We start from the raw sequence: 12,194 nt of genomic DNA, 5'->3' as shown, positions 1-12,194 counted from the left end.
ATAAGCCAAAGTCTTCTGCTGAAGATAGGCAGTTGCAACGAGATGAGGCTTTGATGAATGAAGGTCTTGCGATTGAAAGATTTTTGGTATTTCCGAAGGTCAGCCGTCCTGTTTTTATCACCTCAATGATGCTGATTGTCATTTTTATGATATTTGGTTCGTTATTTAGCGAATTTGCAGGGCAACTATTTGGCGATTTGCAAGCTTTGATCACCAGACATTTTGGATTTATGTTCATTGTTTTGATGAATGTCGCTCTTGTGTTTTGCTTGTATGTGGCACTAAGTCGTTATGGTGACATTCGTCTGGGTGCACAGACCGAGACGCCAGAGTACAGTTTTGGTTCTTGGATTGGTATGTTATTTTCAGCAGGTATTGGTATTGGCTTGCTTTATTGGGGAACGGCCGAGCCATTATATCACTTTATCAAACCACCGCTTGGTGAGTCAGGTACGATTGAAAGTGCTAAGCAAGCCATGCAATTATCATTTTTGCACTGGGGGCTACATGCGTGGGCAGTATACGCAGTGGTGGCACTGGCTTTGGCGTATTTTCATTATCGCCGTGGTCTGCCATTGTCCATTCGTTCGGTGTTGTTTCCCATCATCGGTAAAAATATTTATGGTAAGTGGGGTCATGCGGTAGATATTTTGGCGGTATTTGGCACAATGTTTGGTGTGGTAACGAGTCTGGGTCTGGGTGTGATGCAGCTTGAAACAGGGCTTGGGCAGATGTTTGGCATTCAGCCAAGTTTGGTGTTTAAGGTTGCGTTGATTGCAGCAATTACAGCGTGCGCAGGATTTTCGGTCATGGCAGGGCTGGATAAAGGGGTAAAACGCCTGAGCGACATTACCATTATTGGCACGCTCATCATGCTGGCTTTTATGATAATTGCTGGTCCAACGCAGTTTATTTTAGACAGTTTTGTTGAAAATATTGGTCATTATGCAGGTGATTTGATTACGCTAGGTCTTTGGAATGAAGCGTATATGGATACTGATTGGCAGGCATCGTGGACAATTTTTTATTGGGCTTGGTGGGTAAGTTGGTCGCCATTTGTGGGTATTTTTATTGCTCGCATTTCTCGTGGTCGCACAATTCGTGAGTTTATTTTTGGTGTATTATTCGTACCGATGTTGTTGCTATTTTTATGGTTTACAACTTTTGGTGGTGTGGCAATTCACATGGAGCTTGCAGGTGATTATGGCTTATCTACAGCGGTATTAAATGACTCAGGCAGTGCCATTTTTAAGTTTATTGAATATTATCCAATGACACAAGGTTTGGTAGTGGTGATTTTGGTGATGATTGTGCTATGGTTTGTCACATCAGCAGATTCGGCCAGCTTAGTGGTGGATATGCTTACTGCTGGTGGCAACACCAATCCACCTAAAATTCAACGCTTATTTTGGGTAAGTTCAGAAGGTGTGATTGCGGCCATCTTAATGGCAGCAGGAGGGCTTGCTGCTCTACAGGCAGCGGCAATTGTCGCAGGCTTGCCATTTGCTTTTGTCATCTTTGTGATGATGTATTGTTTGATTCGTGGATTGGGTAGAGACCGTTTGACCTTGTATCGTAATGGTCAATGGTATATCACCGAAGAATCTGCTGAGCATAACAGTGCCAACGAAATGGTTGATGAGCATCTACTGCCAGGTCCACCTGCACTTAAAAAGACAGATGATTAAGTAATTAATTGTATGTCTTAAAAAAATCGGACAGCAACAAAGCGTCCGATTTTTTTAATCATAATCATCAGTATGGTAAAATTTATCAGAACTGATCAGATGTTTTTGAATGTTGGTGAAAATGATTGGTTTTATGATTCTGCCCACTTGTGTTTATCTTTAAACATACATTCATGAAATACAACACATGAACCACATTTTGGGCTTCTGGCCATACAGGTATAGCGACCATGCAAGATTAAATAATGATGAGCATCTACAAGATATTGTGTTGGAATGCGTTTCATTAGGGCATTTTCTACCGCCAGTACAGTTTTGCCAGTCGCCAGTCCTGTGCGATTACCAACCCGAAAAATATGCGTATCAACTGCCATGACAGGTTCACCAAACGCTGTATTGAGTACAACATTGGCGGTTTTTCGTCCAACACCTGCCAGTGCTTCAAGTTCTGCTCGTGTACACGGTACTTGCCCATGATGCTTTTCAATTAAATCTTGACAGGTCTTAATGACATTGCTTGCTTTTGAATTGTACAGTCCAATAGAGTTGATGTAAGATTTTAAACCGTCCAAACCCAAATTTAATATTGCCTGTGGGGTGTTTGCTATTGGAAAAAGTTTAGCAGTTGCAATATTTACGCTTTTGTCGGTGGCTTGGGCAGACAGCATGACAGCAATTAATAATTCAAACTCATTAGAATAGTTTAATTCAGTAACAGGCTCTTTGATGTGCTGGCTTAATTTTTCAAAAAATTTTAAACGATTGTCTCGGTTCATCGAACGAGATGGCGGTGTATCGGCCGTTTTTGTGATTTTAAGTTTTGATTTTTTACCAGATGTTGGTGTGGGTTTTGTGATGGGCATGGCAGACTAAATTGAATAACAAATGTGATGACACGGTTATTATAACATGGCTGATGGGTGAAAATATGTTTTGAAAATTGGTAAAATCAAAAATTAAAATAAATTTCTTGAAATTTATTGGGCTTTGCAGTAATTTTTACAGCGACTTTTGTGGTAAATTGTGTGCGTTGAGAATGGTTTTGGAAAAATAGAGTATGATGTACGTCCACTTTGAGAAGTTGGTCAATATTGCAAATAATGCCAAAAATCTGAATGATAAAATCCAATTAAAATCAGATATTTATCAATATCGGCATCAGATATTAAGTCAATTTGCTATTAATAATGACTTGCTTATGCCTGTTTATGATCAACAAATGAATGGCAAGCCTGTTGTTGTCAATAGCCATTTGGTATTCAACCAATCTCATGATGATGATAATTATGCTCTTGTTTTATCTCTTGATGTGCATGAAATCGGTGTGGACATTGAATGTGTAAATAGAGTGGTAAATGCCAAGCGACTCGCTGAGCGATTTTTTCATGCAGATGAGTACGCACTTTGGCAAGAAAGAGGGTGTGGCCGTGAGCTTTGGTTTAAGATTTGGACGATAAAAGAAGCGGTGTTAAAAGCTAACGGACTGGGGATTCGGCTAAATTTGAATGAACTTAATGCTAAATTTACCAATAATAATCAGGGTGTGGTTCATCACAAAAAAATTGGTTGTTATCGCTTTGAGTGCATTGCTCTTGATCATCATGTCATGACAATTGCTTATGCAAGTGATGATTGGCAAGCGTGGCAATTTTATTGATTGTTGATGCTAAGTTAAGGCCATCAATGGTGGGGCGGTTTGTCGGATAGACCAAAAAAGCATCAGTACCATTTAGCCATTTAAAGGTGTGGTGGTATTGATGCTTTTGTTGTTTGGTTTGGATTATTATGACAAATCAATCTTCGTAGTTGTCAATGCTAGGGCAGGAGCAAATCAAATTTTTATCTCCATACACATCATCAACACGCCCCACGCTTGGCCAGAATTTATGAGCCTTGATGTATGGTAATGGAAATGCTGCCACTTCACGACCATACGGTCTGTCCCAGTCGCCTACAATCACATTTTGGGTGTGCGGAGCATTCACCAGTGGGTTATTAGTAGCCGTCCAACCATCAGTTCCTGCCTTAACTTTTAGTGCCTCTTGCTTGATTTGCTTTAATGCGTCAATGAAGCGATCAAGCTCATCAATGCTTTCAGACTCGGTTGGTTCAATCATAAGCGTGCCAGCAACAGGGAAACTCATTGTTGGAGCATGAAAACCATAATCCATTAGGCGTTTGGCAATGTCGGTCTCGGTAATGCCCGTCTCTTCTTTTAGTGGGCGAATGTCAATGATGCACTCGTGAGCCACCCGACCATTTTTACCTGTATATAGTACAGGGTAGTCGTCTTTGAGACTTGTTGCGATATAATTGGCATTTAAGAGTGCTTGCTTGGTTGCAGATAGTAGCCCATCATGCCCCATCATAGTAATGTACATCCATGAGATTGGCAAAATGCTTGCAGAGCCATATGGGGCCGCTGATACCGCAGAATGAGCGTTTTGGGCATTAAAGACAGGATTGACCGAATGGCTTGCGATGAATGGTGCCAAGTGTGATTTCATGCCAATAGGACCCATACCAGGGCCACCGCCACCATGTGGAATACAGAAAGTTTTATGTAGGTTCATGTGCAGTACATCTGCACCAACATCAGCAGGTTGCATGATACCAACCTGTGCATTCATGTTGGCACCGTCCATATATACTTGCCCACCGTGCTGATGAATCAAATCACAAATATCACGAATGCCTTCTTCAAATACACCATGTGTAGAGGGGTAGGTAATCATCAATGCGCCCAATTTGTCTGAATGTTGTTCGCATTTGGCGGTTAAATCTGCAAAGTCCACATTGCCTTTGTCGTCGGTTGCCACAACAACAACTTGCATACCCATCATTTGGGCAGTGGCAGGGTTTGTGCCATGTGCTGAGCGAGGAATCAGACAAACGGTTCTATCATTTTGCCCTAGACTTTCATGGTAGCGACGAATGGCCAATAGCCCTGCATATTCACCAGATGCCCCAGAGTTGGGCTGCATGGAAATTTCATCAAATCCTGTGATTGCCTTTAATTGTTCTTGTAAACTGGCAATCATTTCAACATAACCTACCGTGTCTTCAGCAGGGGCAAATGGGTGTACATTGGCAAATTCATTCCAAGTAATCGGCAGCATTTCACTGGTTGCGTTTAGCTTCATTGTACAAGAACCCAATGAAATCATAGAGCGATTCATTGCCAAATCCTTGTCTTCTAATGATTTTAGATAGCGAAGCATTTGGTGTTCGGTATGATAAGAATTAAAAGTAGGATGTGTTAAAATGGCATCATGACGCAGATGATCTTGTAGAACGCTTGCTACTGTCAATTGGCCGCTGACACCAAAAATTTCGCAAAGCTCATTAAAATCACGCTCATCCGATAATTCATGGAATGATACGCCTACCAATTCGTCTTTGTGAAAAAGGTTGTAACCTTTGTCCTTAGCCGCTTTTACCAGTTCTTGGGCTTTGTCTGTTTTGATGGTAATAGTATCAAAAAAGACATTGCTGATGGTTTGATGGTCATTTTTAACGGCATGATAAAACGCCACTGCCAAGGCATGAATGCGAGTTGCAATGCGTTTTAAGCCAACAGGGCCGTGATAAACTGCATACATACCAGCTAGGTTTGCCAGCAATACTTGGCTTGTACAAATGTTTGAGTTGGCTTTTTCACGGCGAATGTGCTGTTCACGAGTTTGTAGTGCCATGCGTAAAGCAATGTTGCCTTGTGCATCTTTTGATACACCAATGATACGGCCAGGAGCAGAGCGTTTGTCTTTATCTTTAAAAGCAAAGTAGGCAGCGTGTGGACCGCCAAAGCCCATAGGGATACCAAATCTTTGGGTGCTACCCAAAGCAATGTCTGCCCCCATACTGGCAGGGCTTTTAAGTAATACAAGACTCATGATGTCGGCAGCCACAATCCCATAAGCTCCCTTATCCTTGACAGCTGTGATGGCATCGGTCAGATCAATAACATCACCATCTTTACCGATGTATTGAAAATATGCACCAAAGAATTCACCATTTTTGGCGGTTTCAAAGTTGCCCACCACCACCTCAAAGCCAAAATATTTGGCACGGGTTTTGATGACATCGAGAGTTTGAGGATAGGTGCGTTCGTCCACGAAAAACAGATTGGATTTTGATTTACTGCATCGTTTTGCCATTGCCATTGCCTCAGCTGCTGCTGTGGCTTCATCTAGCAAACTTGCTCCTGCTAGGTCCATGCCTGTCAAATCGACACATACTTGTTGGAAATTTAACAAGGCTTCTAGGCGACCTTGGGCAATCTCGGCTTGATAGGGCGTGTAGGCAGTATACCAGCCAGGGTTTTCTAGTACATTTCTTTGAATCACCGCAGGCAATCTGGCAGGCGAGTAACCTTGTCCGATATAACTTTTGGCAACGGTGATTTTGTCCGCCATGGCACGCAGTTTGGCAAGGGCATTATGCTCGCTCATTGCAGGGGGTAAATCAAGCTCTTTATTTAAGCGTACCGATTGGGGGACGACACTGTCTACAAAGCTATCTAGGTCTTTTGCACCAACGGTTGCAAGCAATTTATCTTGTGCGGTTTTGTCATTGCCCAGATGACGATGAACAAAAGCGTTTTCGTAAAATAGGTCGGAAAAATTATTAAATGACATAAATAATCCTTGATTTAAGGTTGGGTTAAATTTAATTGAAAATACTATTTTTGCAATAAGATTTTAAATTAAATCTAAGTTAGTAATGTATGGACCACACACCATATTCAACTAAAACAATCTTGAATCATTGGTGTGCGGTATGCTATGTGCTTTGGGCTAAAATTAGTTTTTATTTAGCCTAAGATAACCAAAAACAAGCGTAAATTATTAAAACTTACGCTTGTTTTATTGAATTATAGACTTTCTTCGTATTCGTCGGCACTCATTAGACTGTCATAGTCGCTTGGGTTGGCAGGTTTGATTTTAAAGAACCATGCTTTGCCGTATGGGTCTTCGTTAGCAAGCTCTGGAGCATCTACCAACTCTTCGTTAATCTCAATGATTGTGCCTGCGATGGGGGCGTAGACATCACTTGCCGCTTTGACTGACTCAACAACAGCGATTTCTTGGTCGGCTTCAACTTCTGCATCTACTTCTGGCAACTCTACAAACACCACATCGCCAAGTAAATCTTGGGCGTGATCAGTGATGCCAACGGTGATTGTGCCATCAGCTTCTAGTTTTAGCCATTCATGGCTGGCGACATATTTTAGGTCGGCGGGGATATTACTCATAAAAACTCCTAGCTTTTTGGGTTGGGGTTAAAAATTATTTGTTTTATTTTTGGCTATTGATTGCATAAAATCAATAGCCGTAAATAAAAATAAATGTGTGTAAATATTTAAATGTGTAGACAAGTATTGGTGTTTTACTTTTCACATTCTTTGGTGGCTTCATTATACGAGCCACCATAATCTAAACAAGTGTCTTTGGCATCGCAGGCGGTCAAACCAAAGATAAACATTGCTAACAAAGCGGAGCGAAACATATGATGCATATAAACTTCTTAAAAATTCATGGAACTGCGTACTTTGCATTTAAAGGCATTGTAAACATGTATCAATCATCAATCAAACTGCTTTTTACCATGTCGTACAAAAGGTAATTTCAATACTCGTACATCAACTTCTTTGCCACGCATGATGACCTTTGCTGTGTTGCCTGTAAAATCAGTGGGTACACGAGCAATGGCGATAGACTGATTGAGACTTGGAGAAAAAACACCGCTCGTGGTAATGCCGTTGCCTTTATCTGTAACTACTTCCATGCCTGCACGCATGACGCCTTTGGTTTCCAGCAATAGACCAACTTGTTTGTTTTTAACACCACTGTTTTTTAGATTAATGAGGGCGGTTTTTCCAACGAATTCACGATTCTCATCCTTTAAATCCACTGTCCAGCCCATGCCTGCTTCTAGTGGGCTGACATCATCGGTCATGTCATTACCATAAAGATTCATGCCCGCTTCCATACGCAATGTGTCTCTTGCCCCAAGTCCGCAGGGTTTTATGCCAGCATCGACAAGCTTGTCAAAAAATTGATCGGCTTTATCTTTTGGTAGTATGACCTCTACACCGTCCTCGCCAGTATAGCCTGTGCGTGCGACAAACCAATCATTGCCTAAGTCCACACCAACAAAAGGTTTTAAGGCGGTAATTTTGTCTTTGTCGTCAGTTAAGATGGTGCAGAGTTTTTCTATGGCTTTTGGGCCTTGTACAGCAAGTATGGCAAATTCGTAGCGTGGGTTAATGCTTACACCAAATTCTGCAGCAATTTTGTTAAATTGAGCAAGGTCTTTTTCACGAGTTGCACCATTTGAGACAATGCGATAAGCGGTCTCATGTTCATTCATGCGATAGACAATCAGGTCATCGATCACGCCACCGTTGTCGTTTAGCATACCAGAATACAATGCTTTACCGACAAAACCTAGTTTGGCAACATCGTTGGCGATGAGTTTTTGAAAAAAAGCTTTTGCGTTGTCGCCAGCCACATCAGTAACAAGCATATGCGACACATCAAATAAACCTGCGTCGTTACGAACAGCTTCGTGTTCGGCTATTTGCGAACCATAATTAACAGGTAATTCCCAACCGCCAAAATCAACGAGTTTGCCATTGTGGCGGACATGAGCATCAAATAAGGGGGTGCGTTGAAGGGTGGACATAAGATTTCCTTAGGCAAAAAAAAGTTGTGACGGAAAAACCCATCATTTGCCCCTTTCTGTCCATTTACCTGAGATTTTCAGTGTTTGAGTAGGTTTACTAAAAACAAAAACACCTTTTTCCCTTCGGTGGGTAGAATGTACCGCTCTCCAGAATTGCCTTGTTTGTCATACTAATTACTCATTTACCTAAGTGTAGTTAAGTGTAGTTAAGTGTAGTATTGTAATATGTAATGTAAACTTGTTTTTTCAGTCCGTTTACCTGAGCGATTATAGGGTGTTTACGCCTTCGGTGGTGATTAAAAATCACGCTCTCCTAAAAAAAATCAGGCAACTCTATTATGAAAAATATTTTGCAAATTTACAAGTAAAATTTTTATTTTTTTTAAAAATGCTTTAAAATGTTCTTAAAATAAAAAACCAATACAAAATCTGACAAAAAGAGCCTTACTATGCATTGTGATGTTTATAAATTTGCAAAAAACGATGGTTGGTATGTATATATTGCCCGCCCAAATTATCCTAATGACATTGATGAGCTGCGTGATTGGCTTGGTATTTTACCATCTGAGATTCGCCAAAAACTAGGACTTGGGTCGTTTGTCATGCACTTAGACTTAAATGCTCGTGAGAAATTGGCCAGAGTGGATATTCATGAAGTTAAAGCCAAATTGGCGACACAGGGTTATTATGTACAAGCACCGCCTGCTGATATTTTGGCAGCACAGGCAATGGCAAAAGCCAAAGCATTGCAGGACAAAAAATACGATTGATGTTGCTGCCAATGGCTAATAAATTTTAATAATTTTAATAATATTGCCAATGTGTGCTAGAATATATTCATTTTGCTAAAACCGATACATTATGGAATGGATTAAAAACCTGCCTTTAGATGCCATCAGTGAAAATTTGGCAAGCTTGATTGTTTGGTGGTCAAAGCTTGTTTCTGGTGTGCCTGATGAGTACTTACCACTTGTGGTGTATGTGATTGCGTCTGTGCTTGTTTTGTTGTTATGGTTTTTGGTCATACGAATTTTACCGCGTTCAATCTGCGGTATCAGCTGGATATTTTTGGCGTCTTTATTATTTGCCCCAGCAAATACTTTTGATGATTCTGGCTCTATCGCACCTGCGATGATCAGTGTTTTTCATTCACTGTTGATGAAAAATTTTACGGATATGGCATTAAATGCTTTACCGATTTTGGCGACTTTTGTGGTGTTTTTGGTGATTGGTGCGATTTGGCAAATGCTTCAAAGTGTCATTGAAGGCACAACAGCCAAAACCGAAGAGATGCTCCATATTCAAGAGGAAAAACACCGATTGGCAAAAGATCAAACCCAAGTGATGAGCTGATAAAATTAATTTTAAAATTACTTTTGACTTTCGGTTGGCTTATTTTGGTCTGATTGACCATTGCTGGGCTTTGTGTTTTTTTTGAGTTGTCATTTTATTTTAGTGATTCTGATTCTAGGCTTGATTTTTTTAAATTGATCCTGTATAATTTTCGCCTTGTAATTTTTAAAAATCTTAAAAATTACATCTCCTTGCTGTCATTAACATTACTGATGGCGGCTGTTTTAATCCGTAGGGAGTCCTTATGAGACATTATGAAGTGGTGCTACTGGTACATCCAGATCAAAGCAACCAAGTTGCCGACATGGTAACAAAATACCGTTCTATCGTTGAAGAGAACGGCGGTGCAAACCATCGTTTAGAAGATTGGGGTCGTCGTCAATTGGCGTATCCAATCAATAAAATCCACAAAGCACACTATGTACTTTTGAACATTGAATGTAATGAAACAACACTGGCTCAGCTAGAAGAGTTGTTTAAGTACAACGATGCCATCATTCGTAGCTTAGTTATCCGCCGTGAGAACGCCATCACAGAACAATCGCCACTGGCGAAAGAAGCTGAAGATAAGCGTGCTCGTAAAGCTAACCGTCGTAACGATGTTCGCACTGCTGACAGTGAGAATGTTGTTGCTGACAGCGAATAATTATAAGGAGAAGCTAAATGGCTCGTTTCTATCGTCGTCGTAAGTTCTGTCGTTTTACCGCTGAAGGCATCACACATATCGATTATAAAGATGTAGAATTGCTAAAACAATATATCAGTGAAAATGGCAAGATTGTTCCTAGCCGCATCACTGGTACTTCTAATAAATATCAGCGTCAATTGGCAGTTGCCATCAAACAAGCTCGTTATTTGGCACTATTGCCATATACCGACAACCACAAGTAATTAACGGAGATAAATCATGCAAGTTATTCTATTACAGCGTGTCGTTAATCTTGGTAAACTTGGTGAGACAGTTGATGTAAAGGCAGGTTATGGTCGTAACTACCTAATCCCACAAGGCAAAGCACTACCAGCAAATGAAGCGAATATTGCTAAGTTTGAAGCTCGTCGTGCTGAGCTAGAAGCTGTTGAAGCTCAAGAATTGGCAGAAGCTCAAAAGCGTGCCGATGCCTTGGCTGATGTCAATGTCATCATGCGTGCCAAATCTGGTGATGAAGGCAAGCTATTTGGTTCTATCGGTACTCGTGATATTGCTGATGCACTGACGAAGTCTGGCCTTGAAGTTGACCGTGTTGAAGTTAAATTACCAGATGGTCCTTTCCGTCAAGTAGGTGAGTACAAGGTTACCATTCAACTTCACCATGATATTTCAGCAGAAATTTTGGTAACCATTTTGTCAGAAGATGCACCAGTCGCTGATGAAGATGATGAATAATCTTAGACAAAGATAGTCAGTAAATAAGAAAAGCCCAATTTTAGGGCTTTTCTTATTTTTATGGGATAAAGATTGGTTTAAAACTTTAATAACTTTAAAATAAAAATTAAGTTAAGTAAATCCGTCTTAGCCATGGTGTGCCAAGACGGATTTATTCATCAATATTGCCGATTTAATATCATGGATTGATTGCTGGTTGTACAGGTTTGATGTTTAAGGGTTTGTTGTCGGTACGCCAGATGTAATAGCCACCTTCTTCAATAATGCGAATTTGTTCTGATATTTGGGCATTAGATGGATGTTGTGTTTGTAGTTTTTTTAGACGACTAAGAGCAAGACTTTTTTTGTCATTTAATAAGTCAGCCTGAGCAAGACTCTGCTCGGCCTCGGTATACCCTAAAGATGCTGCTTTTTCTAAGTATTTCTTGCCTTCAGCAAAACCGCCTGCCTCGCTTAGCATCATACCAAGCAAAAAATTGGCCTCATCGTGGCTTGGTTGTAAGCGTAGTGCTTTTTGCATGTGTTTAGAGGCACGCACGGAATAATCATTGCCAACATTCAGATTGCGGGCAATACCATTTAGCTTGGCAGCACGCAAGACAACTTCAAATGACGCATCGGTAGCATTGGCATATGGCTCAATCCAATCTGATAGATGTTTGATGTTTTGTTTGGCCAGATATTCAGCGGTGGCATTTGGGAAACTTGGTGGATAATGGCGTGCATTTGGCGATACCATGGTGATGAACTCATCCATAAGTGTCGTGTCAAGCACAAGGCTGCCTGACTTGTTGGCTAAAGTTAGAACCGTTGGGACTTGCTTGATGCTATTAACCTGTGTTTTTGGCGTTGGTAGGCCTTTGATGGGTGTGCTAAGCAAGTCGGCAGCACCCTCATTGACAATGGCGGTGGTAATTTCGCCACGCATGATTGGGCTGGATGCTTGAGATTTGCCCAATACAGCGGTGGTGCCAGTGTTGGCTTTGGAGGTGGCGTGTGCAATGCCAACATTTAAAAGGGTTAGGCTTAAAGCTAAGGCGGTAAGCTTGTTCATGAATTTTTCCTCATAAGTTTTAATGATA

General features: G+C 40.9%; 13 protein-coding genes and 2 riboswitches. Of the genes, 7 read left to right on the top strand and 6 right to left on the bottom strand.

The window, feature by feature from the left end:
• Nucleotides 1-53 precede the first annotated feature (53 nt).
• Complete coding sequence (locus tag U9670_RS00510; RefSeq protein WP_323842220.1) at nucleotides 54-1,688, top strand: BCCT family transporter; 1,635 nt, start codon at nucleotides 54-56, stop codon at nucleotides 1,686-1,688.
• Nucleotides 1,689-1,819: 131 nt separating this feature from the next.
• Here U9670_RS00510 and nth read toward each other — a convergent pair whose 3' ends face one another.
• Nucleotides 1,820-2,464: an endonuclease III gene (gene nth / locus U9670_RS00505; protein ID WP_323842219.1), complete on the bottom strand. Its 645-nt coding sequence runs from the start codon at nucleotides 2,462-2,464 to the stop codon at nucleotides 1,820-1,822.
• Nucleotides 2,465-2,745: 281 nt separating this feature from the next.
• Here nth and U9670_RS00500 point away from each other — a divergent pair, with 281 nt between their 5' ends.
• A complete protein-coding gene (locus U9670_RS00500) occupies nucleotides 2,746-3,345 on the top strand; it encodes a 4'-phosphopantetheinyl transferase family protein (protein WP_323842182.1) in 600 nt (199 codons plus the stop codon).
• Between the two features lie 136 nt (nucleotides 3,346-3,481).
• On the opposite strand, the gene gcvP is transcribed toward U9670_RS00500, so the two are convergent.
• The 4 genes from gcvP to gcvT all read right to left on the bottom strand — a co-directional run bounded on the left by gcvP (nucleotide 3,482) and on the right by gcvT (nucleotide 8,375).
• On the bottom strand, nucleotides 3,482-6,325 hold the full coding sequence (gene gcvP, locus U9670_RS00495; RefSeq protein ID WP_323842181.1) for an aminomethyl-transferring glycine dehydrogenase: 2,844 nt from the start codon (nucleotides 6,323-6,325) through the stop codon (nucleotides 3,482-3,484).
• A gap of 236 nt (nucleotides 6,326-6,561) precedes the next feature.
• Nucleotides 6,562-6,942, bottom strand: coding sequence for a glycine cleavage system protein GcvH (gene gcvH / locus U9670_RS00490; protein ID WP_323842180.1), 381 nt, complete (start codon nucleotides 6,940-6,942; stop codon nucleotides 6,562-6,564).
• A 134-nt stretch (nucleotides 6,943-7,076) separates the two neighbouring features.
• Complete coding sequence (locus U9670_RS00485; RefSeq protein WP_323842179.1) at nucleotides 7,077-7,205, bottom strand: hypothetical protein; 129 nt, start codon at nucleotides 7,203-7,205, stop codon at nucleotides 7,077-7,079.
• Nucleotides 7,206-7,274: 69 nt separating this feature from the next.
• Nucleotides 7,275-8,375: a glycine cleavage system aminomethyltransferase GcvT gene (gene gcvT / locus U9670_RS00480; protein WP_323842178.1), complete on the bottom strand. Its 1,101-nt coding sequence runs from the start codon at nucleotides 8,373-8,375 to the stop codon at nucleotides 7,275-7,277.
• A gap of 46 nt (nucleotides 8,376-8,421) precedes the next feature.
• A riboswitch (glycine riboswitch) is annotated at nucleotides 8,422-8,536 on the bottom strand.
• A 76-nt stretch (nucleotides 8,537-8,612) separates the two neighbouring features.
• Nucleotides 8,613-8,701, bottom strand: a riboswitch (glycine riboswitch).
• A gap of 123 nt (nucleotides 8,702-8,824) precedes the next feature.
• Between gcvT and U9670_RS00475 the strand changes: the two genes are divergently transcribed.
• The 5 genes from U9670_RS00475 to rplI all read left to right on the top strand — a co-directional run bounded on the left by U9670_RS00475 (nucleotide 8,825) and on the right by rplI (nucleotide 11,112).
• Nucleotides 8,825-9,145, top strand: coding sequence for a YcgL domain-containing protein (locus U9670_RS00475; RefSeq protein ID WP_323842177.1), 321 nt, complete (start codon nucleotides 8,825-8,827; stop codon nucleotides 9,143-9,145).
• 91 nt (nucleotides 9,146-9,236) lie between these two features.
• Nucleotides 9,237-9,728: a hypothetical protein gene (locus U9670_RS00470; protein WP_323842176.1), complete on the top strand. Its 492-nt coding sequence runs from the start codon at nucleotides 9,237-9,239 to the stop codon at nucleotides 9,726-9,728.
• A 244-nt stretch (nucleotides 9,729-9,972) separates the two neighbouring features.
• Nucleotides 9,973-10,374 carry a 30S ribosomal protein S6 gene (rpsF, locus tag U9670_RS00465; protein ID WP_323842175.1) on the top strand — a complete coding sequence of 134 codons (402 nt, stop codon included), beginning with the start codon at nucleotides 9,973-9,975 and terminating at the stop codon, nucleotides 10,372-10,374.
• A gap of 17 nt (nucleotides 10,375-10,391) precedes the next feature.
• Nucleotides 10,392-10,619: a 30S ribosomal protein S18 gene (rpsR, locus tag U9670_RS00460; RefSeq protein WP_049235696.1), complete on the top strand. Its 228-nt coding sequence runs from the start codon at nucleotides 10,392-10,394 to the stop codon at nucleotides 10,617-10,619.
• Nucleotides 10,620-10,635: 16 nt separating this feature from the next.
• On the top strand, nucleotides 10,636-11,112 hold the full coding sequence (gene rplI / locus U9670_RS00455) for a 50S ribosomal protein L9 (protein ID WP_323842174.1): 477 nt from the start codon (nucleotides 10,636-10,638) through the stop codon (nucleotides 11,110-11,112).
• A gap of 178 nt (nucleotides 11,113-11,290) precedes the next feature.
• Here rplI and U9670_RS00450 read toward each other — a convergent pair whose 3' ends face one another.
• On the bottom strand, nucleotides 11,291-12,166 hold the full coding sequence (locus U9670_RS00450; RefSeq protein WP_323842173.1) for a hypothetical protein: 876 nt from the start codon (nucleotides 12,164-12,166) through the stop codon (nucleotides 11,291-11,293).
• Nucleotides 12,167-12,194: the final 28 nt, after the last annotated feature.

The sequence above is a fragment of the Moraxella tarda genome (genome assembly GCF_035181405.1).
Classification (GTDB): domain Bacteria; phylum Pseudomonadota; class Gammaproteobacteria; order Pseudomonadales; family Moraxellaceae; genus Moraxella.
This window is presented reverse-complemented; position numbering and strand designations above follow the sequence as displayed.

Bases quoted from the DNA above. Each gene is read 5' to 3' on its own strand.
- U9670_RS00510 (WP_323842220.1), top strand. From the start codon at position 54: ATGAATGAAGGTCTTGCGATTGAAAGATTTTTGGTATTTCCGAAGGTC.
- rpsF (WP_323842175.1), top strand. From the start codon at position 9,973: ATGAGACATTATGAAGTGGTGCTACTGGTACATCCAGATCAAAGCAAC.
- gcvP (WP_323842181.1), bottom strand. From the start codon at position 6,325: ATGTCATTTAATAATTTTTCCGACCTATTTTACGAAAACGCTTTTGTT.
- nth (WP_323842219.1), bottom strand. From the start codon at position 2,464: ATGAACCGAGACAATCGTTTAAAATTTTTTGAAAAATTAAGCCAGCAC.
- U9670_RS00500 (WP_323842182.1), top strand. From the start codon at position 2,746: ATGATGTACGTCCACTTTGAGAAGTTGGTCAATATTGCAAATAATGCC.
- gcvH (WP_323842180.1), bottom strand. From the start codon at position 6,942: ATGAGTAATATCCCCGCCGACCTAAAATATGTCGCCAGCCATGAATGG.
- rpsR (WP_049235696.1), top strand. From the start codon at position 10,392: ATGGCTCGTTTCTATCGTCGTCGTAAGTTCTGTCGTTTTACCGCTGAA.
- gcvT (WP_323842178.1), bottom strand. From the start codon at position 8,375: ATGTCCACCCTTCAACGCACCCCCTTATTTGATGCTCATGTCCGCCAC.
- rplI (WP_323842174.1), top strand. From the start codon at position 10,636: ATGCAAGTTATTCTATTACAGCGTGTCGTTAATCTTGGTAAACTTGGT.
- U9670_RS00475 (WP_323842177.1), top strand. From the start codon at position 8,825: ATGCATTGTGATGTTTATAAATTTGCAAAAAACGATGGTTGGTATGTA.
- U9670_RS00470 (WP_323842176.1), top strand. From the start codon at position 9,237: ATGGAATGGATTAAAAACCTGCCTTTAGATGCCATCAGTGAAAATTTG.
- U9670_RS00485 (WP_323842179.1), bottom strand. From the start codon at position 7,205: ATGCATCATATGTTTCGCTCCGCTTTGTTAGCAATGTTTATCTTTGGT.
- U9670_RS00450 (WP_323842173.1), bottom strand. From the start codon at position 12,166: ATGAACAAGCTTACCGCCTTAGCTTTAAGCCTAACCCTTTTAAATGTT.